We start from the raw sequence: 24,913 nt of genomic DNA on the forward strand, positions 1-24,913 counted from the left end.
TGATCATCAGGCAGGGCGTCGAACTTCTACCCGCTAATCATTGATCACAATCCAATATCGCGAGCCGCTTGACAGCGCCACTTTGGGATGAGATTCGCTTGGCATCAAATGTTAGATTTTTAGCAGTATTTATGTTGCTGCCATGCAGAGACCACGTGATGTGGCCGCGCTTTCCTGCAGGAAAGCCCTCATCCAAACGAAATGGTATGATTTTCTGAAGCGATGTTATATAAGCACGGCCGTTACCGGTAATCGCATTAAACCTTGTGACATGTCCGCTAAGATGACCCCAGTCTTCATCGACAATACTGCTCTGCAGGTAGAGCTTCGTCTCCGGATCAAAAACCATGATGGTTCCATTTCGCGGTCGATCGATTGATATCTGGCCAATGGAATTTCCAATCGCTCGGTGCCCTTCTTTAAGAGGGTCTTCTACTGCCTCCACTGTCAAATCTAATAGATCATCTTCCTTATCCGCATCGAGTCGCTGGACGTAGACCGACTTGGGGGTGTATTTCTGTCCGGATGCGCGCGAGAGTATCGTCGACAAGAAATCAAAGAAGGTATCTCGATCCTTTGGAACCCCAACTGATCGTTTCAGAATATTGAGATCGAAGTCAAATAAGAGACTGCCCGGCTTAACGCCTGCAAGGTATATCTCTCCGTCATGCAATGCGGTCGCTCTGGATACCGCAACTTGATTTAGATAAGACTGTGTAACAATTTGAATTGCACGTGTCATTCCGAGGATTGATCGGCCACCTTCATAAGCTTCGACGCGGTGGTCGTCGGCGTCCTTGCCCGCGAAACGGATTTTAAAAGGTATGGAGTATTCAGGGTCAGCCACGTGCGTCAATTCCTTGGTGAAAGTGACATGACGTTATTAGAAGTTGTATCTGAGTCAATCCGTCAATCGTGTTCGCAGCTTGAATGGCTCAGAGATTTTCTTGGATGCCAGCCGCCCACAACCAGATGGCAATCTTTTGTAGATTTGGTGAAGGAATGGCAAACGCTGCTCACTGGTATAGCAGCGATCATACCTGCGTCGATTGCAGCTGTTTTCGTATGGAAACAAATTAACGATCAGCGGGCTCAATTTCTTCAATTGTCCGAGCGACAATCACACAAGGCGCGACTAAGACTGGCCAGAAACGCGTCTCTGATATCTCAGAGGCTCGACAGTTTTTACGCTCAACTACTCCAAGAGAACTTCGCTTTTGCCGACCATTCACTTAATGAGGAAATTCTCGAAGACGTGTTGGATGCTGGGATAATGTCCGGCAAAGCAAACTTTGAGTTCGTCACACGTTACGTGACCTGCACTCAGCGATACGCGTCGCTCTGTGCGATCTACGCTGAGCATCGTCAAAAGGAGCACCTGGTCGAGCTTTTTAAGGAGCTAGCCACTTTGGATGCGATGACCGATGCACTTTACCCCTTCGCCCGTTTCGAAAGCGAATTGTTAGAGGCGCCAATCATCGAAGGCTCAATAATTGAGCAATATCTAACGGTAAACTTGCGGAGGGGTAGAGACATTTCGCACACCAACCTCTCTGAGCTTCTCAGAGAGAAGGCATTTGTTTGATAGGCACGCGAGGGGCTCACTTAGTTGGCTGCCCCGTGTATCGTCCGGAGCTATACGCTGCTCTGTCGCCGCTAAGAGACAACCTGCGCAACGCAAGCGTTCGCGCATGCGGAGAGGTGGCAGAGTGGTCGAATGCACCGCACTCGAAATGCGGCATACCTGCAAGGGTATCGTGGGTTCGAATCCCACCCTCTCCGCCACTTCAGTCCCTGAGTGGGCACTGAATTTACGCCACTTCCCGCCACAAGCGTCTGTAGCAGCCGGGACTTCGATCCCATGATGCGAACCTCGCCCTCGGCAACCTCGACGCGCTGCGCGAGCGCACGCAGGTGGTCGCGGCGATAGCCGCCGCTTTCCAGCCGGATACGTTCACGGGCGGTTGCGGCGAACTTGCGCAGCATCTGCGGAGTCACGGCCTTCTGTCCTGTGTTCTGGAGCATGGCCTGCGCACGCTCGGCATCAGCTTTGGCCTGATCGCGGATGACCTTGAGGCCGTCGATACGATCTTTCAGCGCCGGGTCGTCCAGATCGGCGATGCCCGCCTCGATGGCGTCATAGAGCCGTTTGAGGCGCAATTCCGATTCGGCTGATCGCTTGTTCAACTCGGCGATATGCTCGCGGCGGCGCTCGGCATGTTCTTCCCTCCGGTCGAGTGCGGCGGCAAGAACAGTTTCCAGCCGCTCGGGCTGGAGAAGCTGTTTCTCAAGGTGATTGACGACAAGATCGTCCAGCTTTTCCATCGGCACGGCCATGCCTTCGCAGGCGGTCGGACCCTGCCGTGCCTTCATGGAGCAGGCATAATAGCGATAGCGCCCGCCCTTGCCGGTGCGGATGGTCATGGCCCCGCCGCACTTGGCGCAATGGATCAGGCCGGTGAGCATGGTCGGGCCGCTGATGACGCGGGCGGGCATGACCTTGGGATTACGGGCCTTGAGCAGCTTCTGAACCGCCTCGAACGTATCTTTGTCGATGATGGGCGGGACCGGAACAGTCACGATCTCGCTGACCGGCTTCAATTCCTTGGTCTTGGACCGCTTGTTGAACTCATGCTCGCCCATATAGGTGCGGCGGGTCAGGATGCGGTGGACCTGACCGATGCCCCAGCGCCCGCCGTCGCGGGTGAAGATGCGGCGGCTGTTGAGGTAGGAAACGATATTCTTGACGCCCATCTGGCCGGTGGTGCCGTCGCCTTCCAGCGCAAGACGATAGATCAGCCGCACCGTGTCGGCGTGGAGCGGGTCGATTTCCAGCTTCTTCTTGGTCTTGGCTCCGCGCTGCTCGGCGGCGACGGTGCGATAGCCGATAGGAGGAAGCGAGCCGTTCCAGAAGCCTTGCCGGGCGTTCTCCTTCAGGGCCCGCATGACGTGCTTGGCGTTTTCCTTGGACTGGTATTCATCGAACAGCGCCATGATCTGCCGCATCATGACGTGCATGGGGTCATCCCCCATTTCCTGCGTGATCGAAACCAGCCTGACGCCGTTCTTGGCAAGCCGGCGGACGTAAAACTCAAGCTCGAAGTGATCGCGGAAGAACCGGCTGAACGAATGGACCACGACCACATCAAAGGGTGCGGGCTTGGACGTTCCCGCCTCGATCATGCGCTGGAACTCGGGGCGGCGGTCGTTGGTCGCCGATGCGCCGGGTTCGATGAAGGTTTCGACCAGTTGCAGGTTGCGGGACTCGCAATAGGCTTCGCCCTGCCGCTTCTGATCGGGAATGGAAACGTCATGCTCGGCCTGCCGCGCCGTCGAGACACGCAGGTAAAGGGCAGCGCGCAGCGGCACGGTCATGGCAATGTCTCCTTCTCAAACCTTGACTCGGCCCAAACTGGTGGACCGTTGGCCGCGCTCAGGCGGCGTTCTGTAACGGGCGCGCGCGCTCAACCCGCTCGCGCTCCTTGGGCGTGTTCATCACCTCCCAAAGATCGCTGCGTCGCTGCACGTTGAGCCAGAAGTCCGGGCTGGTGCCGAACACACGGGCGAGGATCAGCGCCGTCGCCGCCGTCACGTTCCTGCGGTTGCCGCATAGTTCGTTGACGTGCTTGCGCTGGACGCCCATCGCCTCGGCGAGCGCGCCCTGTGTCAGCCCCATCGGCAGCATGAATTCTTCGGTCAGTATCTCGCCGACAGTCGCCGGCTTACGCTTGGTGGTCAGCATGGTTGCCTCGCTTTCATCGGTAGCTGTGATCGTCCAGATAAATCCCGTCCGCCTCGCCGCGTTCACCATCCCAGCGGAAGATCAACCGCCATTGCTGGTTGACGCGGATCGAATGGAAACCTGCGAGATTGCCGCGCAGCTTCTCGAAGTGATTGCTGGGCGGCACGCGCAAGTCCTGATCGGTCACGGCATCGTCAATCATCTGGAGCTTGCGGAACAAGCGGGCTTCAAGATCGGATGGGATGTTGCGGGAACGAACATCATCCACAAAGAAAGCCCGAAGCCAGCCGTCCCGAAAGCCTACGATCACAGGTTTACTCCGATATTGGGCATGTGTACCACTCTATAACTCATATTGCAATGGGGAAATGGCTCAGGAGCCGGAGCCAAATAATTCATCGAACAGGTCGCCGAACCATCGCTCGAACACCTCGATTTCAGCTTCCGTGACCGGAACGGGATCGGGCCAGTCGTCGGTGACGGTCCATGTGCTGAGGTCGTGCTTGGGCGGCCTGCCGGGGAATGGCCACGGATAGCCCAGCAATTCCTCAAGCTGCTCCGACGCCGTGGGCGGTCGTTTGGCGTGCCGGGTTGTCTTCGGCTTGTCGTCGTCCCTGCGGTCAATAGTCATCGAGGAAGTCGAACTCGTTACGCGAGCGTTGCCGCCACCCGGCGGGATCGGCAATCCAGCGGTTGATGTCGGATTCTCGCCATCCAGCGCCGTTGGTGCTGATCTTCAGTTGGGCCGGGAACGTGCCTTCGGCGATCTTGCGATAGATGGTGGACCGCGACAGACCCGTGCGAGCGCGGACGGTGTTAAAGCGGATGATACGGTCTGGTTGACGCATGATTGCGCTGCCTCCTGCTGGCTGTTTTTGACGATTGCAGAGACCAGACAGAGCAACGAATTGTCATTGCGCAACAGATATTTACCGTTCGTAGTGCTGTAGCGTAGAAACGGCGGTAAAAAGGAAAACCATACAGGCTGAAACCTCGGCCTCTGCCAAGGTCAATGCCGCGTGTGACGGAGAGTCTGCGGCCAAGACTGCGGCCTGATTCGAGACTGATGCCGAGTTCGCACCTACGCGGTCTTTGCAGCTTTGCGCCCAGCAGATACTGGCGCTGTATATGGATGGGTGAGGCGCGTAAAGCAGAGGGCGAGCGGCGCGATGACAACATTATCGGACGATGCGCTGCAAACGATTCAGCGTGAAATACAGAGATTGCTGGGTCGATGCCTACTGCGACTGCAACAGTACGAACGCCTTATCAAGGCAATCGTGGCACATCACGAAATCTCGGGACCGCCTCACGCGCTGGAGGCGATCCGAGCGGCGCGCGTAACGGAGACCGCGCGCAAGACACTCGGCACACTGATCGGCGATCTCCTCGGATCGTATGTTGTCGTCAACGGCGATCAGACCGCACCCAAGGACACGATCAATTCATCTGAGGATACGGTTTCGTTCAATTTTCGGATGCAGTTGGGCCTATCCGACATAGATTTCGCCCGGACAGAAACTGAACTTAGAGAATTGGTGCTGCTGCGGAACAGCTTGGTTCACCACTTCATCGAAGAGCACGACCTCTGGAGCTTGGAGGGATGCCGTGGCGCTCACGGGGCGTTGCTCGCTGCCTACAGCCGCATCGACCAACACTTTGAACAGCTTCGCGGGTGGGCAGAACATATGGAACAAAGTCGGCGTCTGGCCGATGCTTTTGTCCGTTCGAATGAGTTTCGGGATTTGGTCATCAATGGCATTGCCCCGGACGGCAAGGTGGATTGGTCTGCCGCAGGCATCGTACGCGCCTTGCGGGAAGCTGCTAAGGAATTGGCTGTCGATGGGTGGGCATCTATCACGGAGGCGGGCAAGTGGATTGCCGAGCGGTTCCCAGAACAGCTACCTGCAAAATATGGATGCGGCAGTTGGCGTCAGGTCGTGCATGAATCGCGTGCCTTCGAGATTCGTTACCTTGATATGAATGGTAAGCGCGCTGCGCGGTATCGGGAAAAAGAGAAGCCTGCGACCTCGCGCTGAAATACGTTGGCGCTGCGCGCGAAGGGGACAAAACTGGCAATCGCGCCCTCGGTGTCGAGTGGCACTATTCTTGGCGCACTCTACAATCCGATGCCCCGTCCCCTGCCGAGACCGTGACTGAGGGCAAGTTGCCGCCCGAGCCTCATCCCTGAGTCGAAATCCATGCTGATGCCGAGTTGCTTCTTGCGGCCTTCGAGCAGGGATTCCATCTGCGGATCGCGTTCCAGACTCATCGCCATGTTGCCCATCTCCGCGCGCGCTGACCTGTAGCCGGAATAGTTGCCCGCCGCATATTGCCGGTCGCCGGTCTGTTTGAGTTCCCGGAACCGTTCCACGAAACGGTCGGCGCGGCGCTCCGGGCTGGTCCGAATCTCGGTTTCGAGTTGGAGGGCGCGGATGGCGCGATTGACCTTGCCCGATCCCGCCTCATGGGCAAGGCTCTCATCCTTGGCATAGGCCGCTTCCGCGTCCTGCCAGCCATAGGGGCGCACCTGATCGAATGCCCTGCGGGAATCGACCAGTTCTTCCCATTGCGCCGGGCTTGCCTTGCCCCCGGTATCCTCGGCGTTGAAGACCTGGCCGACGGCATGGGCATGACGAATGAGCGCCATTCTGCGGGCATGGCGCAAGGCATCCTCCGAGTCTATTCCGGCTTCCTTCGCCGCCGCTTCGATCTCCTGTCTTATCCCCCTGCCGGCCACCTCCCTTTCCGTCTCGTCTGCGCCGTCCCGAGGTTCGCGGACGCTCAAGATGATGTCGTTGATCCGGTCGAGAACTCTGTCTGGGACGTGTATCTGTTCAACGGCAACATCACGGGCGCGGAAGGTGATGCCGCGCCGCTCGGCATAGTCCTGCGCCGGGTCGTAATCCGTCGCCATATCCTTTGCCCCGTCGCACGACAGGGTGTTCACCAGCCTGTCCTGACTGGTGAAGTCGTCGCGGCCATAATGCAGGTCCATGCCGTCGCGGTGACGCGACAGGGCGACATAGCTGCCGTGGGCGTCCATGCCGGGTGTTGCCAGCACATGCGTCCGCTCCACTGTCATGCCCTGCGCCTTGTGGATGGTCGCCGCATAGCCGTGGTCGATGCGGTCGTAGTCTTTCAGGTCAAACGAGATGCCGTGCCCGTCATCGGTGCGAACCGACATGGATTGCTGGCTGACTTCCTCGATGGTCCCGAGCGTTCCATTCTTCACGCCAAGCCCGCGTTCGTTTTGCAGGAACATGACGCGATCCCCGGCGGCGAAGCTGCGGTCGCCGCGCTCTACCCTGACGCGCACGTCCTCGCCCAGATCGCCAGCTTCCCGCATCCGGTCGCGGGCGGCTTCGTTCAACTCTCGCACCTCGGCATTGGTGTGGGTGAGGATGATGCGGCTCGCGTCCGGTGCCGCCTGCCGGTCGCGGTCCCAGCGGCCGATCAGATCGTCACGGGCCTGTTCGCGCGTTTGTGCCTCATGCACCATGTCGTGCGCGTCATAGGCATGGATCGCATGGCCCGTCCTGCCGGTCGCCAGATCGCGGGTGGCGTCACGCTGCCAGTCCTCACGCTGGCGGCGGACCTCATGGATTTCGACGCCACCGTGACGCTCGTGGATGGACCGGAAAGCGGCACCGGCTTCGATGGATTGCAACTGCTGCGGATCGCCGACCAGCACGACCTTCGCGCCTGCGTCGGCGGCATGGGACAGAACCCGCTCCAACTGCCGCGTGCCGACCATGCCCGCCTCGTCGATGACAAGCACGTCCCGGCTGGTGAGCATGTCGCGCCCGTTCTTCCAGCCATGTTCCATGCTGGCGATGGTGCGGGACGCAATGCCCGATCCACTTTCGAGATTTTCCGCCGCGATGCCGGACAGGGCAACGCCCCGGACCTCAAAGCCTGACGCCTCCCAAGCCTCGCGCGCCACGCCGAGCATGGCGCTCTTTCCCGTTCCGGCATAACCGACGACAATGCCAAGATCGCGCCCGTCCGTGACATGCGCAAGCGCCCGGGCCTGCTCGCCGGAAAGGACAAGGCCGCGCTGTTCGGCGCGCACAAGCGCCTCAATCCTGTCTCTGTCGTTCACCTCATGGCGTTCCCGTTCCGCCATCATCTCTGCGGCGCGGTGCAGGCGCTGTTCGGCCTCGATCATATCGCGCGTGGTGAAGCGGTCCTCGCCGCGTCCGTCTTGCCCGAGTTCGACCAACTCGGGCGAACCGCGCATCGCGCCCATCACCTCGTTGAACTGCTCGATGCCGTCGCTGTGCCGGTGCGCGAACATCGCCATGTCTCGCCGCGTGAAAGTCGATTGCTGGTGCGTGATCGCGTCCAGCGCAATGGAAGGATCGGCAATGATACGTTCGCCATTGTTGCGCGCGATCTCCCGATGCATTTCCGCCCGGTCTGCGGCTTCAATGCCTTCGCCTTCGATGCGCTGTGCAGGCGCGCCGATCTGGCTTTGCGGCTCAAGCCCAATGCCCTGCGCCTCAAGGCTGCGATGGTCGACCCGGGCGTCGATGTCGAGTTCAGCCAGTCGCTCGTTGGCAAGCTCGGCCCATCGTTCCCGCCACCGCTCCACCATCTCCGTGCGGTTCCAGTCCCGAACCTTAGGACCGAACCCGTCCTCGTTCACCGACCGCATGTTGAGCATGACATGCGCGTGGGGCTTCGGCATCCCGTCCTCGCCGATGTCCCAATGCACATTGAGGTCGGCGATCATGCCCTGATCGACAAACTCCGACTGGGCGAAGTCGCGGGCGAGATCGATACCTTGCGCCTGCGTCATCTCACGCGGAATGGCGAACTCCACCTCGCGGGCAAGCTGCGCATCCTTGCGCACCTCGAACGCCTCGACATCATTCCAGAGCCGTTCGCGGTCGCTCCATGCCTCTGGCGCGTTCTCCGGCAACAGCACCTCGGAATGAACGACACCGCGCTTGTTGGAAAAATCCTGCACGCGGTCCAGCCGCTCGTCGCGCATCCGCGAAGCCGAACGGTAGGCAGCGGAAGCCACCGCACTGCTTCCGGCCTTGCGGCCGATGACCTTGACGTGAAGATGATAGATCGCCATCGCAATCAAGAAATGGCACGGCCAAGCGCACGTCGGAACGACGTATAAGCGCGCCCTCCCTCGAAAAAATCTCGGGATGGACCGGGCCGTGCCAGACCGTCCCAGCAACAATACTGCGTTCCGCTGTCTGCGCAACTATCCTTGCTGCATCAACGACTTGCGACCGGGAAAGGACACGACGATGCGGAAACCGAGAGACTATGACGCGGAACTCAAGGCGCTTGAGGACAAGGCGCGGGAACTCAAGATACGGAAGGTGCAGCAGTTTGGCGAACTGGTCATCGCCACTGGGGCCGATGGCCTCACCGCCGACGAATTGGCCGGTGCGCTCGTCGCGCTGGCCGAAACCAAGGATGCCGGAAAGAGGGAGGCATGGGCGAAACGCGGGGCAGCGTTCTTTCGTGGCAGGTCGCGGCGAACTGCATCGGCGTCTGATCGCGACGCTGGCGGCGCTGCAACGCAATCGGGCGGCGCGCAACCGGCATCAGGCGGCGCGGGCGCGGCATGACATGCGGACATGGCAGGTCGAGCGCCGCAGACGCACGCGGTATTTGATCGAACTAGGCGGTCTCGTCGTCAAGGCCGGGATAGTGGACCTGACCGGCAATGACCGCGCCATGATCTACGGCGCGATGATCTGGATCGCCGAAAAGCTCAAGAGCGAGGACGGCGAACACGCGCGCGGCGTCTGGACAAAGCTAGGAAAGATGGCGTTCGAGATGGAGCGTTCGGCAGGCCCGAACGACAGAGTGCAGTCGCAGCAGGATCGGGCGTGACCGATGGCGGGCGGCGCGGAGACCCCACATATCGCAGCGCCGCCCGCCATCGCGCGGCAACGCCGCGCAAAAACGGTGAGCATCAGGGCGTTGTGCTGCCGTGGTGGCTTGTGCGATCTTGCCATTATTGCGTTGGAAAGGGCGAATACTGAATGCGGGATCAATATGCTGGGGATGTGAGTGATGTAATCAAATTTGCCTTCCTCCGCGCCCTTGCAGGCAAGGATAGAACACTAGGCATCGCATGGTATTACGCCCCGAGTCACGATGGTCGGTCAGATGGTCGGCATCTTGAATGGCGAGACGAAGCGGCGTGGCGCACGCTTGATGAGGAACTGCACACAGGTCTTGCAACCTTGCCGGAACGCAGCGTGGCCGCCCTCGAACAGGCGATGATCTGGCCGGAAGGTGCACTGTTTCATCGCGAGCCTGTGCCATCCCGAGTCGAACGACATGCGTGGGGAGTACGCAAGCGGAGCGCGCTTGATGCTGCCGACATTCTGTTCCTCGATCCCGACAACGGCATAGGCGGAGAAACCGAGAAACACGCGACCTTCTCGGAGGTCCGGCTGTTGCGCAGGCCCGGACGCGCCATCGTCTTCATCACATTTCCGGGCCGGAGCATGACGCACGATGCCCTTTTGAAGCAGTTGCATGAACGGCTCTCTATCGAAACGGGCACCGATAACATCGCCACACTGCGAACCAACGTGTCGGTGCCACGCGCCGCTGGCTCGTCGTCTTATGTGCAGCGCCAGCGCTGGTTTACAGTCATCGACCCTGACGCCGAACTGATGGCTAGGGCGCACGCTTTTGCTACTGCGCTTGCATCTGTTCCCCGCGTCCGCGCGAAATTGGAATGTCTGACGTGAGCGTTTCCGAGAACATCCGCGCGTTGGCGCGCGAAGGGTTGAAGGTTGCCGAGATTGCAAGGCGACTGGGGATTCGTTACCAGCATGCCTACAATGTGTTGAAGCAGTCTCCTGCGCCGTCGTCGGCTGCTGCACGGGACAGTCAAGGGAAGGTGTCACTCGACCTAACCGACGCCCTTGTTCTCGTTTCATGTGTGAGTCAAAAGCTCACCCGACCAGCTCCTGCACAACTGCTTTATCGTTCGGAATGGTTCCTCAAAGTGCGGAAGGTGGTCGAAAGCCAAAAGGCTGACTGGCTTATACTGTCCGCACTCCACGGCGTGATCGCGCCGGATACAGAAATTGCCCCTTATGAAAAAACGCTCAATACCGCTGACGTGATTGAGCGCCGCGCATGGGCAGAAAACACTCTCCGACAATTAGGCCCACATCTGATCGGACGGCGACGGGTCGTGATATTTGCTGGACAACGCTATCGCGAGTTTCTGGTCCCCGCATTGCACGACGACGGTTACGAAGTGGACGTGCCAATGGCGAACCTGCGTATTGGAGAACAATTGGCATGGCTGACCTCGCGATCATGAGCAGGACAGATGATCTTAACCGCCTGTATCGGATCTTGGACCGGCTGGAAGTTCTGACGGGTGGCAAAAGGTTTCTGGCTCAACTTCCCCCTTCGAGAACTTGGCCGCGAAGGGGTGTTTATTTCTTCTTTGAGCCGGGCGAAACCCGTACAGGCAGCGGTCACGGCCCGAGGCTCGTCCGTGTAGGCACGCATGCTTTGGGTGCTGGCGCGCGCTCAACCCTACATCAACGTCTGCGCCAGCACGCTGGCAGGTCGTCCAGCCTCGGCGGAAACCATCGGGGGTCAATCTTCAGATTGCTTGTTGGCGAAGCTCTAATCGCTCGTGGTGACTGCCCGGAGTGTCCGTCTTGGGGGGTGAAAGGCGATATTGGGAAGGCTGCGGAAATGCTGACCATGCAAAGGGCCGAGTTGGCAGCCGCTGAGGCACCAATTGAAGCCGCCGTATCTGAGTATTTGGGTAGACTTCCCTTTTTGTGGCTTCCCGTGGACGATGAGCCGGGGCCTGCCTCCCTACGTGGTTACATCGAGCGGAATGCGATTGCGCTCACAAGCGGCCTGCACGAGCCGATGATTGATCCACCCTCACCGTCATGGCTGGGCTTCCGTTCGGGCAGGGATAAGGTCCGCCGCTCCGGCCTTTGGAACCAGCGACATGTAGATGAGAACTACGAGCCTCGCTTTCTCGATGTGCTGGAAACAGCTATCGAACGCAGTACAGATTCGTAGAACGATAGAGCAAATAGGGAAATACAGAGCATGGCAGGGGCGTCCTTCCAGACTAATCCTATCGACCTTCACCGGCTGCTCGATGAGTGCCATCGGGGTATCATCCAGTTGCCGGATTTTCAGCGAAGCTGGGTCTGGGACGAAGATCGGATCAAGAGCCTGATCGCCTCGATTTCGCGCGCCTTCCCCGTCGGTGCGCTCATGTCGCTCGACACCGGCGGGCCGGTCAATTTCAAGCCCCGCCCTGTCGAAGGCGCGCCAGCGGAAGCCCGAAAGATAGCGCCGCAATCCCTTCTGCTCGATGGTCAGCAGCGCATGACTTCGCTCTATCAGGTGACGTTGCGCGGCAAGGTCGTGGAAACCGTCACACCGAAGAAGAAGCGCGTGAAACGCTGGTTCTATCTCGACATTGCCAAGGCGATTGATGAGACGGTGGACCGCGAGGAAGCTGTGATAGGCGTGCCGGAAGATCGCGTGGAGCGCACAGATTTCGGACGCGAAGTCGCTCTCGACCTCTCCACGCCGGAAAGGGAATACGCCGCGCTGATGTTCCCCGTCAGCCAGGTATTCGATTGGGACGCATGGCAGGACGGATTCAACGACCACTGGTCGGGTGACGAGCACAAGGCGGCGCGCGAGCAGTTCCGCACCTTCAAGAAAGAGGTGCTGGAAAACTTTAAGATGTATCGCGTGCCGGTGATCGCGCTCGACCGCTCGACCTCCAAGGAAGCCGTCTGCGTGGTGTTCGAGAAGGTGAATACGGGCGGCAAGCCGCTCGATGCCTTCGAGCTGGTCACGGCGATGTATGCGGCCTCGGGCCACGAGTTGCGCAAGGACTGGTATGGCGATGAAGGCGTCAAGGGCCGCCACCCGCGACTTGCCGATACCCTGCGCCCCGCGGATTCCGATGCCGGCATTCTAGCCGGTGTCGGCAATACCGATTTCTTGCAGGCCATTTCGCTCTTTTTCACCCGCGACCGGCGGCGTGCCGCCGAACAGGCGGGCAAGGAAGGCAAGGAATTGCCTGCCGTGTCGGGCAACCGGCAAGCCCTGCTCGACCTGCCGCTGGAAGCCTACAAGAAATATGAGGCGCAGGTGGAACGCGGCTTCATACAAGCCGCCAAGTTCCTGCACATGCTCCATATCTACCGCATTTTCGATCTGCCCTATCAGTCGCAGATTGTGCCACTGGCGGCGATCCTCGCCGACATTGGCGATGCGTGGGAGCATGAAGCCAACCGGGCGAAGCTGGTCCAGTGGTATTGGAACGGCGTATTCGGCGAGCTTTACGGCTCCGCTGTCGAAACGCGCATCGCCAAGGATTTCATGGAGGTCACGCGCTGGCTGAGCGGCGGGCCGGAGCCTTCGACGGTCAGCGAAACCATCTTCCGCTCCGACCGCCTGAAAACCATGCGGATGCGGCTTTCAGCGGCCTATAAGGGCATGAACGCCCTGTTGATGAAGGAAGGCGCGCAGGATTTCCGGTCGGGCCAGAAGTTCGACCATACGGTATTTTTCGGGGAGAACGTGGATATTCACCACATCTTCCCACAGGACTGGTGCCGGACGCAGGGTATCAAGCCTGCGGTGTTCGATTCCATCATAAACAAGACGCCGCTGTCGTATCGCACGAACAGGATCATCGGCGGCGTTGCGCCAAGCGAGTATCTGGCGAAGCTGGAAAGTGGAAACAACTCCACGCCGCCCATCGCCAGCGAAAAGCTGGACAGCTATCTGCAATCGCACCTGATCGACCCCGCCCTTCTCCGTGCCGACAAGTTCGAGGCGTTCATGGAAGATCGGCAAAAGCGCCTGCTTGGCCTGATCGAACAGGCGATGGGCAAGGCTGCCTATAGTGGCAACGTCCCGGAAGAAGGCGAGGACACCGAAACAATCGAAGATGACGCCGAAGCGGCCTTGCTCCTTCCGACAGGCTGATGCGGCAATATCGTTATCTATGGTAGGGCTATGGCATAAACGTAGTGATCATCACTATCGGTCGCGGCCCGCCATAACCTTCCTTGGATAGTAAGGTTTTTTCGCTCGCTGATCGATCTACGATGCCTTTGGTTGACGACCTTTGCCGTCATGTGGCAAGCAGGGCCACATCCGAGGCGCTACCAGTCTAAATAATCGGGAAATGTCCTGGCGTCGCCCCGTCGCATTTGTCCATGCTCCGCCTTTACATCGGCGATCCGGCACGTCTTTGGTACGAACGTGCTGCTCTTTGACCCACGCCTGAATTCTCCTGTAAGCCGCCATGTACCTAAATCCCTGGCATTGCCAGAAGCGGATGGGATGCTGGACCGTGTTTCAAATTCGGGTTGGTGATCCTCTTGCTTCTATCCCCCACATATGAACTCCATATTTCTTTCAGCGCGGCATGACCAGGGAACGTAATTCCTTGTTCCGCCGCGCAGCCGCTGATGGCTGCCTTCATCATTCGGTACTCGCCTCCAGATTTCGCTCCCGTGGAGATATCAGCGCCTTCTTCGAGATGCCCGACAAGCGCCGTTTTAAATGTGGTCTCGAGTAACCCGACAGCTCGATTTCTGCATCGCCAAGAATTCACATTTGCGCATAATGACCACTTGCAGAATCCTATGGAGGAGGATAGGTTTAATTGTATAGACATAATAATTTACGGAACTGAAACTTCAAAAAGGGGAATGACCAATGATTGATTTATCTCGCCGGCAATTCGTGACCGCTGCGTCTGCCCTTGCCCTGATTTCGGCCTGTCCGAAGCTCGGCTTTGCGCAGGATGCCGGCACGCTGAAGATCGCCATCGCTGCGGAAACCGGCAATCTCGATCTTTTGACGAACGTGTCGTCGCTGAGTTCCTACACCATCGTATTCGATGGCCTCGTGCATTACGGCCAGAACGGTACGGTCGAGCCGGGGTTGGCTGAAAGCTGGACGGTTGCCGAGGACGGCCTGTCGATCACATTCAATCTGCGCAAGGGCGTCACCTTCTCCGATGGCACACCGTTCGACGCCAAGGCGGCCGAGTGGAACCTCAGGCGCTGGATGGGTGTTGCCGACTTCTCGTGGATCGCGATTTCCGACGCTTTCGACAGCACTGTCGTGCAGGATCCGCAGACGCTGGTGCTCAAGCTGAAGCGCCCCGTTCCGGCCGGCCTTCTCGAACTGACGATCGTTCGCCCGGTGCGCTTCCTGTCACCGAAGGCCGTGGATGGCGAGGGCAAGCAGACCGCTCCGATCGGTACGGGTCCATGGATCGTCGAGTCGACGGATTCTTCCGGCGCCGTTCTCGTCCGCAACGAGAAATACTGGGGTGTAAAGCCGAATTTCAGCCGCATCGAACTCAGCGTCGTCCCGGATGAACTGGCGCGCGCCAACGCTCTGCGCTCGGGTGACCTCGACATCATCGGCGGCGACTGGGTCGCGCCGCTGTCGCCGCGCCGCGCCAAGTCACTGAGTGGCGAGGGGGTTGCGGTCGTAGCCGAGCCTGGCACGGCGACGCTGCTGCTCGGTTATTCGCCGAAATCGCCACTGGTGCAGGATATTGCCGTGCGTAGGGCGATTTTCAACGCCATCGACCGACGTGCCATCGCCGCGGTTCTTTTCGAAGGTTACGCCGATCCGATTGTCGATCTCTTCCCGGCCAATATTCCATTCTCCGGCAAGCGTCATGAGGTGCCTACCCGCGATGTCGCCGCCGTCAGGAAGATATTGACCGACGCCGGCTGGGCGCAAAGCGGCGGTTGGACCAAGGACGGCCAGACGCTTACGCTGGAATTCCTTGTTTCCGAGGAATCGCTGCCCGGCTCGCGGCGGATCGGCGAGATGGTGCAGGGCCAGCTCGCCGAATGCGGCATCCAGGCGCGGGTGACATCCGTCGACAACGCCACCATGCATGATCGCCGCCCGGCTTTCGAATACGATCTCACCTTCTTCACGACCTATGGCGCGCCCTACGATCCGCATGGCACGCTTGGCAATCCGTTCGTTTCCACCGTCGACAGCGGCCCGGACGGCAAGATTTATGTCGCGCCGGCACTTGACGCCCTGGTCAAGACGGCGACCGAAGCGAGCGGGGATGCCCGCGAACCGGCGATGCAGGCGGTCTACGACTGGCTTTTCGACAATGTTGCCGTCTGCCCGCTCGTCGTGCAGCAGCGTCTTTGGGCGCATGGGGCCCGTGTCGAAAACTTCGCGCTGCCGACGACCGATTACGATCTGCCGTTCAAGGGTATTTCCCTGAAGGCCTGACGACCTGGCCATTTGTCGCCGGCCTTTCGAGGAAATAAGGCCGGCGGTCCATTTTGTGGGGAACACCAATGCAAAAACTTCTCTTGAGACGGGCTCTGCTCGCCATCGGGCTGATTCTTGCCGCCTCCGCAGCAATTTTCGCCCTTATCAGCGCCGCACCCGGCAATGTCGCCGCGCTGATTGCCGAACGGGCCGCCGGGCCGGGCGCCTCCGCGCAGATGATCGCGCGTATCGCCAATGACCTTGGCCTGAACGATCCGCTTCCCATGCGCTACGGCGCATGGCTTGCCGATGCCTTCATGGGCGATTTTGGCACTTCGCTGCGCACCGGCAAGCCAATAGCCGAGGAATTCGCCAAACGTATTCCGATCACCGGCGCGCTGCTCGCCGGCGGTGGTTTCATCGCGTTGCTGCTGTCGCTCGGCATGGGCCTTGTGGGCGCGGCAAGCAATGGCGGACCGGTGGATCGCATCCTGCACGGTTTCTCGCTGATCGGGGCTTCGACGCCGAATTTTTTCGTGGCGGCGATGCTGGTCATCGTCTTTTCGGTCTGGCTTGGCCTGGTGCCGGCCTTTGGGGTGAGAGGTTTTACCGGGTGGATTCTGCCCTGGCTGACGATCGCGCTCTTCCCCGCCTGCGTGCTTGCCCGCGTCGTGCGTGTCAACCTGCAGGAAGTGATGGCGCGACCCTTCGCGACCACCGGCTTCGCCAAGGGCTATACGCGCGGCGGCGTACTGGTGCGCGAGGCGCTGCCGAATATCGCCGTTCCCTACGTCACCACCTTCGGCGCGCAGTTTACGCTGATGATTATCGGCTCGATCGTGGTCGAGACCGTTTTTGCGCTGCGGGGCATCGGCTCGTTCTTCATCGACGCCATCCGTTTCCGGGACTTCATCGGCATGCAGGCGTCGCTGCTGCTGTTCGTGGTCTTCTTCGTCTCCGTCAATTTCATCGCCGATTTCGTGTGCATGCTGATCGATCCGCGGCTGCGCCGAGCAAAGGGGGCCTGACATGAAGCCCGATTTCCTGAATCGCCTGCGCGGCCTGCCGTGGCTGACCCTCTCGCCTGTCGTTCTCCTGGTATTCGTTGCCGTCTTCGCGCAGCTGATTATGCCCTACGACCCGGCCGCGCAGGATTACAGCGCCGTTCTCGCCGGGCCGAGCGCACAGCACTTCTTCGGCACGGACTATCTCGGTCGTGACATCTTCAGCCGCATTGTTGGCGGCGCCCAGGTGTCCATGGTCGCCATGGCGATCGTCCTCGTCGCGGCCCTCGTCATCGGCGTCGTTCTCGGTTCGCTTGCCGGCTATATCGGCGGCACGGTCGAACTTGTGCTTATCAGCATTATCGACATCATTCTGGCCTTGCCCAGCCTTGTCATCGCTCTTGCACTGATCGGCATCATGGGCACCGGCTACTGGTCGATGATCTTCGCGCTGACCATGGCCTGGTGGGCGAACTATGCCCGCATGAGCCGTGCCGTGGTGACCGCTGAACTGCAGCAGCCCTATATCGAGGCGGTGCGCGTCATGGGGGCGGGGCATCTCTGGATATTCGTCCGGCATATCCTTCCGCACGTCCTGGCGCTCGTGGTGGTTTACGCCAGCGCCGACGCCGGTGCGCTCGTCCTGTCCATCGCCACGCTCTCCTTCCTCGGTCTCGGTGTTGCGCCGCCGACCCCGGAATGGGGCCAGATGCTGGTCGACGGCATGGGTTATATCGAGGAATATCCGTCCCTGGTCATTATCCCCGGCCTTGCGCTCACCTTCGTCGTGGTCAGCTTCAACCTGCTCGGTGAAGCCTTCGCCCTGCAGAAGGTGCCTTCGCCGATCAGCGGCCGGCTGTTGCGCCGCCGCCGCGCGGCGCGGGCGGCCGAGGAAGTGCAACGCGCGGAAATCGAACGCCAGGGGAGGGTAAGCGCATGAGCACCAAACCTATATACGAGATCAAGGACCTGGTGATTGACCTCCATACGCCGACGGCCAGCGTCCGCGCCGTCGACGGTGTCTCCTTCGCCATCCATCCCGGTGAGACCGTGGCGGTCGTCGGGGAAAGCGGCTCCGGCAAGACGGTCATGACCCTTGGCCCGCTCGGGCTCCTGCCCGAAGGCGTCCGGGTGGATATCCGCGGCGAGGCGTTGGCCGAGGGGGGCGATCTGCTGCGGGCCGGCGGCAGGGCGCGCTCGGCCCTGCGCGGACGCTACTTCGGCGTCGTCTTCCAGGACCCGATGAGCGCGCTCAACCCCATGCTGAAGGTCGGCCCGCAGCTTGCGGCGCAGGTCCGGCGCTTTCGTGGAGCGGATCGCATCACCGCGAAGCAGGAGGCGATCAAGCTCCTCCACCGCACCGGCATTCCCGATCCCGAAGACCGCTACGACCGTTATCCGCATGAAATGTCGGGCGGCATGCTGCAGCGTGTGATGATCGCGCTCGCGCTTGCGGCGAACCCGCCGGTGCTGATCGCGGACGAGCCGACCACCGCACTCGATGCAACGGTGCAGGCGCAGATCCTCGAACTCCTGCGGCAGATCCAGCGGGAGGAAGGCATCGCCGTCATCCTGATCACCCATGATATTGGTGCGGTGGCGGCCGCGGCCGACCGCGTGGTGGTGCTTTATGCCGGCCAGATCGCCGAGCAGGGAGCTGTCATGGACGTGCTCACCCGGCCGGCGCATCCCTACACGCGCGGCCTGCTCGCATCGGTGCCCGATTTCCGCTCCGGCAACCGTATCGTCGGCCGCGAGATTTCGGGCTCTCCACCGAACCAGATCAAGCTGATGCCGGGCTGTCGTTTCGCTGACCGCTGTCCCATTGCCGTGCCGCAATGTCGCGTCAGCCGGCCGCTCCTCGAAACCGTAACGGCGTCTGGCGAAGGCCACCTTGCCGCCTGCCCCATCGCACCACGAAACGAGACCGATCATGCCGCAGCCTGACCTTTCGCAGACGGCGCCTGCCGTCGATATCCGTGGCCTGAAGGTGCATTTCGCCTCCAAGAACGGCGGCCCCGGCGTCAAGGCGGTCGACGGGGTAAGCCTCGCCATTCCCCGCGGCACTTTCCATGGCGTGATCGGGGAATCGGGCTGTGGCAAGACGACGCTCGCCCGCACCATCATCGGCCTCCAGCGGGAGACCGAAGGCAGCGTGCAGATCGCCGGCCGCGACCGGGCCGAGTGGCAACGCCAGGACCCGAAGGCGTTCGCCCGCGAGATCCAGTTCATCTTTCAGGACCCGCTCGGTTCGATGAGCCGGCGCCAGACGGTGGAACAGTCGCTGGAAGAACCGTTGCTGATCCACAGGACCGGCACGGCCGAGCAGCGCCGGGCGCGCCTCGCCGAACTGCTCGATCTCGTCTCGCTGCCAGATACGGTGCGGGATCGTCTCCCGCGCTCCCTGTCGGGCGGCCAGCGCCAGCGTGTCTCGATCGCCCGGGCGCTCGCCCTCAACCCGTCGATCCTCGTCTGCGATGAGCCGCTTTCGGCGCTGGATGTCTCGATCCGCGCGCAGATCGTCCGGCTTTTCCTGGAGCTCCAGCAGAAGCTCGGCCTGACCATCATCATGATCGCCCACGACCTTGCCGTCATCCGCGAGATCTGTACCAGCGTGACGGTGATGTATCTGGGCCGTGTCGTGGAGGAGGGGCAGACCGCCGATCTCTTCGCAAAGCCCGCCCATCCCTATACGCAGGCGCTGCTTTCGGCCGTGCCCTCGGCAGATCCGCGTATCGAGCAGGCCCGCCGGCGCATCCTTCTGGACGGCGATCCGCCGAGCCCGAGGGCAATCCCGTCCGGCTGTCGGTTCCACACCCGTTGTCCGATAGCTGAAGCGGCTTGCGCCAGGATCGATCCGGTACTCGATTTTGTCGGGCACGGAGGACGCGCAGCCTGCATCAAGGCCGATGGCCGCGCGATAGCCGTCAATGCCGCAGGATCAAACGGGCGAGGCTAAGCCTCGCCCACGAGCCTGGCCTCCTCATTCCAGTCTGCAAATCCAGGAACTGTTCATCCCGCAGGTTCCAGGGCTAGCCTACTTTTCCCATCGGCAGCCGCAGGTTCATGCCGATCATGATCATCCTGACCGCATCCTCCGCTGCACGGGCCAGAAGCTTGGGCGCCAGTGATATTGCATCCTCAAGCGAGCATGGCCGGGTCAATATCGAGGCGAAAGCATCAATCCCGCATTCGAAATTGAGCCTCACTCCCTTGCCGATCGTACCTGCAAGGGCAACGACGGGGACGCCGGCCTCCTTGGCCCGGCGGGCGATTTCGGCGGGGACCTTGCCGAAGGGTGTCTGGCCATCGAGGCTTCCTTCTGCGGTGATCACGAGGTCGGCGTTGCGCAGATAGTCGTCGACATCGAGATATTGCATGACGATATCGTAGCGGGGATGAAGCTTGCCGCAGAGCAGGCCGAGGACGGCTGCACCCAGTCCGCCGGATGCGCCGGCGCCTGGCGCAGAGCCGACATCGATATCTGTGCTGTCCTTGATGCGGGCGGCATAGATTTCCATCGCCGCAGCGAGCTCTTCCACCTGTTCCGGTGTGGCACCCTTCTGCGGGCCAAAAACGCGGGCGACGCCACGTTCCCCGAGAAGCTGGTTATGCCAGTTCACAGCGGCATCAATGCGCACCCCGGACAGGCGCGGATCGCGGTTGCCGAGATCGATGCGATCCAGTTTTGTCAACGCCGCGCCGCCGCGGTCAAGATCCCGGCCGGCGGCGTCGAGCAGTCGAACGCCCAGCGCCTGCGCCATGCCGGCGCCACCATCATTGATGCCGCTGTCGCCGCAGCCGAGCAATATTCGTCTTGCGCCACCATTGAGCGCGGCGCGCACGAGTTCGCCGACGCCATAACTCGTGGTCAGGCAGGGATTGCGGCGATCGCGCGGAACAAGGCTGAGGCCTGCGGCTGCGGCCATTTCGATGACCGCCGTCCGCTCTGTGCATCCGCCGAGAAACCCGACAAAGGCGGGGACGGGTTGCCCAAGCGGGCCGGTCACCGTCACCGGGTGGATGGTGCCATTGGTGGCGCCGATCAGCGCCCGGGTAAAGCCTTCGCCGCCGTCGGCCATGGGCGCCTTGACCACAACAGAGCCGGGGAAGGCGCGCAGAACACCTTTTTCAATGCAGTCGGCGGCCTGCTCGGCTGAGAGGCTTTCCTTGAAACCAGAGGGAGCAACAACAACGCGGAAGGGCATGGGACGGTCCTTTCATGACAGTTATGTGACATTGGGGAAACGTCTCGGCCCGCCGCTTATTCCGATGATCATAAAATTTAGTCGGGTAAATAAAAAAGGCCGCATGTCACGGCCTCTCATTTAACCCAAGCTGTTGTCCACGTTAATTTTTCTGCAGAATTCCCTGCATCGGCCAAAGAAATGTGGCCGACAGGATGAGCAGGAATATGAAAGGTGGCAGGAGGAAAGAACCAAGCTTGCGCAGGTCGGCTTGCGTGAATGCGGCGGGCTCCAGGCCGCCGAACAGAACCACCGGTTTTGCCGATACCATCGTCATCTGGCAAAAGCCGCTCGCCAGTGTCACCGCCATCACAAGCACGGCGGGATCCACGCCGAGGCCGGCCAAGGGCAGCGCAAAGGCGGGAATGAGAACCGTCACCCGCGCCGTGCGCGATGTGATCACCAGATGGGACATGGCAGCGACGATCACGGCGAACGAGGTGATGATGACCGGCGCGGTGATCGTGCTCTGGCGGAAAACGGCCACCAGCCGATCGGCCAGCATCTGCGCCGTGCCCGTCTCGATCAGCGCCTCGCCGATGACAAGCGTGCCCGCCATGAAAAGAAGCAGGTTCCACTCAACGGTCTTCAGGGCTGTTTTCAGCGTCATGCCGGAGACGTTCGGCGTGCAGAGGACAAGCGCTGCCACCATGCCGGTCAGCGCCATCCCGATACCGTGAACGGAATGGGTGGAAAACATCAGGACGGTAAAGGAGACAACGCCCGCGACGACGACCTGCTCTCTGGAGAAGGGGGCGACACGCGTGGGCCCCGCTTCGCTGTCCGGGGCCATGTCGCGTTCCTCTTTGGTGAGAAACACGTGCAGCAGGATGGTGCAGGCGATCAGGCAGGTGACGAGCGAAAACGGGCCGGCCAGCACCAGCCAGCCGATGAAATCCGGTTGAACTCCGGTGAGGCGGGACAAGAAACCAGCGGCGATCAGATGCGCCCCGGCGCCGATCAGGGATGCACCGGCCGACAGGAGGATGATCGTGGGAAAGAGCAACCCGAGGGCGCGCGAGATCCGGCTATTGCCGATTGCGGTCGACAGCCCGAGATAGACCGGCATGAGGATCGCGGCCCTGGCTGAAGTGGAGGGAATGACGAAGGCGGTCGCGAAGGTCAGAAACGTCAGCATCCAGAACATGGAGCGTATGCTGCGCATTTTCGGCATCAGACGCGCCGTCACCTGCTCGATCAGACCCACGTTCCGCAATACGCCGGCAATCACGAAAGCCGACAGGAGAAGCCAGATAATGTCATTGCCCAGCGACTGATAAACCAAATCTTCCGGTATGGCGCCAACGACGGCAAGGGCGATGGCTCCGGTCAGGGCAACCGGCGTTTCGGGCAGCTCCAGCACCGTCCATGCGACGATGGCCGAGAAGAAGATGAAAAGCGTTGCCCGCATCGGCATTGTCAGGCCGTCGATTGCAAGAAAGATCAGCACGGCGGCGAAGACGGTCAGCAGCATCGCAACGATCTGCCTGAGGCGCCGGATGGAAACGGTTGTCTCGGTTACGACGATTGTCGCCGGTTCTTTCTTTGGATTTGCCGTGGGCAAGGACATGAGGTGCGCCACCACTCGGCCTCCTTTGAATTGCGCCGTCATTAGCGGGCGGTTTCGGATGGGGAGGCCGCCGGGCGGCTCAAAACTCCCCGTGTGGCAATATGAACGTTCGATGACGGCGGTTATTCCCAGCCAAGGTAAGTTTTTAAATGCAGGGTGGTCCGGGGAAATCGTCATTCCATGGAATAAAGCCGCGGCAGCTGCGTTCATCTGCAGGTATCGACACCAAACATGGAAGGAGAAAAGCCATGAGCCCGATTTTTGCCGCAGGCGCGGCAGCGCTACTTGCCACGGTAACCCTCACAGTTGCGGCATCTCCGGCGCATACCACGCCGATGCAGCCGCAGCTTGTCGTGCGCTCTCACATCGTCCTTGTGGATGATGACAGGGATGACGACGATGATCGTCGCTATAGTCGCCGCTATCGTGGTGACAATGATGGATGGCGGGGGTTCCGTGACGGTTCTTCCGGTGACGACGATGATGATGACGATGACGACGACGACGACGACGATTGATATCCCGCGTCAAGATCCGATGTTCATGCCCGGCCTTGCGCCGGGCATTTTCATTGATGGCACGCATGAATGGGTCAGAAGATAGATGACGCCGGCGAACTCAGCTTTGGCATAAGGATCGTGCGTTGAGCAGGCCCCAGCCGAAAATCGCGTCTTTGCCCGGTGCGCCCATGTCGCTTGCCGACCGCGCCAGCGCGTCCGCCAGATCGTTCGGCCGCATGTCCGGGTTTGCACCCAGCAGCAGCGAGGCTGCGGCCGTCACGAAGGGGGCGGCGAAAGATGTGCCGCTCTTCTGTCTGCCGCCGGAAATGGAGGCGGCGGTCCACACGCCGACGCCGGGCGCGGCGATGTCGACATAATCACCGCGAATGGCGCGCCGATATGGCTTCATGCTTCTGTCCACGGCTGTTACCGCGATGACATCCGCATAGGCTGCGGGATAGACCGGTCTGGCGTTTGGACCATCATTGCCGGCCGCGGCGATCAGGATCGTGCCTTTGTCGATCGTCGCGCCCACCGCCTTTTCGAGCAGCGCGTTCGCCGGTCCGCTCAGACTGAGGTTGACGACCCGGATTTTTCTCTCGGCCAGCACGTCAATTGCGCGGATGAGATCGTATGTTTCGGCAATATCGGCCGTCCCGCGATATCGCTGGAAGGCGTCTATCGCCACAAGGCGGCCGGAGGGGAGCAGGCCGGGTGCGCGGCTGCCCGCAGCCCCGACCAGAAGGGCGGCAACTGCGGTTCCATGCTGTTCGCCCGAGGACGATCTCGCATCATCGCCGAGCCGCACGACCTCGATTGTGGCCTCGGCAAGCGATGCGTGCCCGGCGTTTATGGCGGTGTCGATGAGACCGATCGGCAGTGGCGCGGCACAGCTTGCCGTCTGATCCCGACTGCCATCGAGAGGCCAGCCGACCATATGCCTGACGAGCCTGCAGCCATCACCCGAACAGGAAGAGGCTTCCTTCTGTTCCGGCCGATAGAAGTGATTGAAATCCACGGATGCGGCGGGAGCCGCAGTGGTAACGGCCTGCCGCGCAGTCTCCAGCGTCATGCCCCGCGGTATTGTCAGCTTGACCAATTCGCTGCCCGTCAGCGCAATGTTCATTCGCTCATCGGCAACAAACCCTTGCTGCGCCAGATTTGCAATCGACGTCTCGTCGAGATCGAATGCCAGGATTTCGTTGGGGGCGCGATCCGGAACGCTCACCGTCCTTCGGGGCGGCGGCCTGCGTTCCGCTCGCTGGGATGGCCAGCCAAAAAGCGAGCGCAGATCGCCGCGCGGACGCCGGTCGTCATCGCCGCGGCCTCCTCCGCCGGAGGAGCCGCCATACCCGCTGCCGCCACCATCGTCGTCATCGCTGCCGCCATCGCCATCATCGTCGGCGAGCGCTGCCGCGATACCGGGAGCCACGCCCGCCGATTGCAGCAGCGGTAACCCGGTCAATGAACCCGCGGCGATGAGAATGACGACAAAAAACCCGAAACGAAACGGTGCAATCTTCGGCAAAAGACTATCTCCGGTAGAAAATAAGCGCGAAAATCTCTCAACGCATATGGGAATG

At 60.7% G+C, this 24,913-nt stretch carries 24 protein-coding genes, 1 tRNA gene and 1 pseudogene; 15 read left to right on the forward strand and 11 right to left on the reverse strand.

Annotated features, from left to right (window positions below):
* Positions 1-37: 37 nt before the first annotated feature.
* Entirely contained in the window at positions 38-847 is an 810-nt protein-coding gene (locus N5D22_RS00645) for a hypothetical protein (RefSeq protein WP_279655621.1), read from the reverse strand.
* A 27-nt stretch (positions 848-874) separates the two neighbouring features.
* Between N5D22_RS00645 and N5D22_RS00650 the strand changes: the two genes are divergently transcribed.
* Both N5D22_RS00650 and N5D22_RS00655 read left to right on the forward strand, forming a co-directional pair.
* The gene (locus N5D22_RS00650; RefSeq protein ID WP_279655622.1) at positions 875-1,585 is read left to right on the forward strand and encodes a hypothetical protein; all 711 of its coding nucleotides are present in this window, start codon (positions 875-877) and stop codon (positions 1,583-1,585) included.
* Positions 1,586-1,695: 110 nt separating this feature from the next.
* Positions 1,696-1,785: transfer RNA gene (locus N5D22_RS00655), tRNA-Ser, on the forward strand.
* On the opposite strand, the pseudogene N5D22_RS00660 reads toward N5D22_RS00655, so the two are convergent.
* From N5D22_RS00660 to N5D22_RS00680, 5 genes and pseudogenes are all read right to left on the reverse strand, one after another.
* Positions 1,756-3,375: pseudogene (locus tag N5D22_RS00660) on the reverse strand (recombinase family protein); the annotation flags it as partial. The gene N5D22_RS00655 and the pseudogene N5D22_RS00660 overlap by 30 nt on opposite strands.
* A gap of 58 nt (positions 3,376-3,433) precedes the next feature.
* Entirely contained in the window at positions 3,434-3,742 is a 309-nt protein-coding gene (locus N5D22_RS00665; RefSeq protein ID WP_183653876.1) for a HigA family addiction module antitoxin, read from the reverse strand.
* Between the two features lie 13 nt (positions 3,743-3,755).
* Positions 3,756-4,052 (reverse strand): type II toxin-antitoxin system RelE/ParE family toxin, encoded by a 297-nt coding sequence (locus tag N5D22_RS00670; protein WP_072461974.1) that lies wholly within the window; start codon positions 4,050-4,052, stop codon positions 3,756-3,758.
* A 63-nt stretch (positions 4,053-4,115) separates the two neighbouring features.
* Entirely contained in the window at positions 4,116-4,373 is a 258-nt protein-coding gene (locus N5D22_RS00675) for a hypothetical protein (RefSeq protein WP_279655624.1), read from the reverse strand.
* Positions 4,363-4,590: an AlpA family phage regulatory protein gene (locus N5D22_RS00680; RefSeq protein ID WP_072461972.1), complete on the reverse strand. Its 228-nt coding sequence runs from the start codon at positions 4,588-4,590 to the stop codon at positions 4,363-4,365. Before N5D22_RS00680 ends, N5D22_RS00675 begins: the two co-directional genes overlap by 11 nt.
* Positions 4,591-4,911: 321 nt before the next feature.
* On the opposite strand from N5D22_RS00680, the gene N5D22_RS00685 reads away from it, so the two are divergent.
* Positions 4,912-5,781, forward strand: a complete 870-nt coding sequence (locus tag N5D22_RS00685; RefSeq protein ID WP_210306109.1) for an OST-HTH/LOTUS domain-containing protein — start codon at positions 4,912-4,914, stop codon at positions 5,779-5,781.
* A gap of 80 nt (positions 5,782-5,861) precedes the next feature.
* Here the strand turns inward: N5D22_RS00685 and traA are convergent, their stop codons facing one another.
* Complete coding sequence (gene traA / locus N5D22_RS00690) at positions 5,862-8,831, reverse strand: Ti-type conjugative transfer relaxase TraA (RefSeq protein WP_279655625.1); 2,970 nt, start codon at positions 8,829-8,831, stop codon at positions 5,862-5,864.
* Positions 8,832-9,012: 181 nt separating this feature from the next.
* Here traA and N5D22_RS00695 point away from each other — a divergent pair, with 181 nt between their 5' ends.
* From N5D22_RS00695 to N5D22_RS00720, 6 genes are all read left to right on the forward strand, one after another.
* Positions 9,013-9,339 (forward strand): conjugal transfer protein TraD, encoded by a 327-nt coding sequence (locus N5D22_RS00695; RefSeq protein ID WP_183653882.1) that lies wholly within the window; start codon positions 9,013-9,015, stop codon positions 9,337-9,339.
* A gap of 1 nt (position 9,340) precedes the next feature.
* Positions 9,341-9,607: a conjugal transfer protein TraD gene (locus N5D22_RS00700; RefSeq protein WP_183653885.1), complete on the forward strand. Its 267-nt coding sequence runs from the start codon at positions 9,341-9,343 to the stop codon at positions 9,605-9,607.
* 152 nt (positions 9,608-9,759) lie between these two features.
* A complete protein-coding gene (locus N5D22_RS00705; protein WP_279655626.1) occupies positions 9,760-10,479 on the forward strand; it encodes a hypothetical protein in 720 nt (239 codons plus the stop codon).
* A complete protein-coding gene (locus tag N5D22_RS00710) occupies positions 10,467-11,063 on the forward strand; it encodes a DUF6884 domain-containing protein (RefSeq protein WP_279655627.1) in 597 nt (198 codons plus the stop codon). Before N5D22_RS00705 ends, N5D22_RS00710 begins: the two co-directional genes overlap by 13 nt.
* Positions 11,042-11,791 carry a hypothetical protein gene (locus N5D22_RS00715; RefSeq protein ID WP_279655628.1) on the forward strand — a complete coding sequence of 250 codons (750 nt, stop codon included), beginning with the start codon at positions 11,042-11,044 and terminating at the stop codon, positions 11,789-11,791. Before N5D22_RS00710 ends, N5D22_RS00715 begins: the two co-directional genes overlap by 22 nt.
* Before the next feature lie 30 nt (positions 11,792-11,821).
* The gene (locus tag N5D22_RS00720; RefSeq protein ID WP_279655629.1) at positions 11,822-13,729 is read left to right on the forward strand and encodes a DUF262 domain-containing protein; all 1,908 of its coding nucleotides are present in this window, start codon (positions 11,822-11,824) and stop codon (positions 13,727-13,729) included.
* A 328-nt stretch (positions 13,730-14,057) separates the two neighbouring features.
* Here the strand turns inward: N5D22_RS00720 and N5D22_RS00725 are convergent, their stop codons facing one another.
* The gene (locus tag N5D22_RS00725; RefSeq protein WP_279655630.1) at positions 14,058-14,234 is read right to left on the reverse strand and encodes a hypothetical protein; all 177 of its coding nucleotides are present in this window, start codon (positions 14,232-14,234) and stop codon (positions 14,058-14,060) included.
* 233 nt (positions 14,235-14,467) lie between these two features.
* Between N5D22_RS00725 and N5D22_RS00730 the strand changes: the two genes are divergently transcribed.
* The 5 genes from N5D22_RS00730 to N5D22_RS00750 all read left to right on the forward strand — a co-directional run bounded on the left by N5D22_RS00730 (position 14,468) and on the right by N5D22_RS00750 (position 19,972).
* Entirely contained in the window at positions 14,468-16,027 is a 1,560-nt protein-coding gene (locus N5D22_RS00730; protein WP_279655631.1) for an ABC transporter substrate-binding protein, read from the forward strand.
* A gap of 68 nt (positions 16,028-16,095) precedes the next feature.
* Positions 16,096-17,037: an ABC transporter permease gene (locus N5D22_RS00735; protein ID WP_279655632.1), complete on the forward strand. Its 942-nt coding sequence runs from the start codon at positions 16,096-16,098 to the stop codon at positions 17,035-17,037.
* Position 17,038: 1 nt separating this feature from the next.
* Complete coding sequence (locus tag N5D22_RS00740) at positions 17,039-17,953, forward strand: ABC transporter permease subunit (protein ID WP_279655633.1); 915 nt, start codon at positions 17,039-17,041, stop codon at positions 17,951-17,953.
* A complete protein-coding gene (locus tag N5D22_RS00745; protein ID WP_279655634.1) occupies positions 17,950-18,960 on the forward strand; it encodes an ABC transporter ATP-binding protein in 1,011 nt (336 codons plus the stop codon). Before N5D22_RS00740 ends, N5D22_RS00745 begins: the two co-directional genes overlap by 4 nt.
* Complete coding sequence (locus N5D22_RS00750; RefSeq protein WP_279655635.1) at positions 18,947-19,972, forward strand: ABC transporter ATP-binding protein; 1,026 nt, start codon at positions 18,947-18,949, stop codon at positions 19,970-19,972. Before N5D22_RS00745 ends, N5D22_RS00750 begins: the two co-directional genes overlap by 14 nt.
* A 73-nt stretch (positions 19,973-20,045) precedes the next feature.
* On the opposite strand, the gene N5D22_RS00755 is transcribed toward N5D22_RS00750, so the two are convergent.
* On the reverse strand, positions 20,046-21,221 hold the full coding sequence (locus tag N5D22_RS00755) for a glycerate kinase (protein ID WP_279655636.1): 1,176 nt from the start codon (positions 21,219-21,221) through the stop codon (positions 20,046-20,048).
* A 142-nt stretch (positions 21,222-21,363) separates the two neighbouring features.
* Positions 21,364-22,830 carry an SLC13 family permease gene (locus N5D22_RS00760; RefSeq protein ID WP_279655637.1) on the reverse strand — a complete coding sequence of 489 codons (1,467 nt, stop codon included), beginning with the start codon at positions 22,828-22,830 and terminating at the stop codon, positions 21,364-21,366.
* A 248-nt stretch (positions 22,831-23,078) separates the two neighbouring features.
* Between N5D22_RS00760 and N5D22_RS00765 the strand changes: the two genes are divergently transcribed.
* Positions 23,079-23,348, forward strand: a complete 270-nt coding sequence (locus tag N5D22_RS00765; RefSeq protein ID WP_279655638.1) for a hypothetical protein — start codon at positions 23,079-23,081, stop codon at positions 23,346-23,348.
* A 100-nt stretch (positions 23,349-23,448) separates the two neighbouring features.
* On the opposite strand, the gene N5D22_RS00770 is transcribed toward N5D22_RS00765, so the two are convergent.
* Positions 23,449-24,858, reverse strand: coding sequence for a S8 family serine peptidase (locus N5D22_RS00770; RefSeq protein WP_279655639.1), 1,410 nt, complete (start codon positions 24,856-24,858; stop codon positions 23,449-23,451).
* Between the last annotated feature and the right edge of the window lie 55 nt (positions 24,859-24,913).

Source organism: Agrobacterium sp. GD03872 (assembly GCF_029840625.1).
Taxonomy (GTDB): domain Bacteria; phylum Pseudomonadota; class Alphaproteobacteria; order Rhizobiales; family Rhizobiaceae; genus Agrobacterium; species Agrobacterium fabrum_A.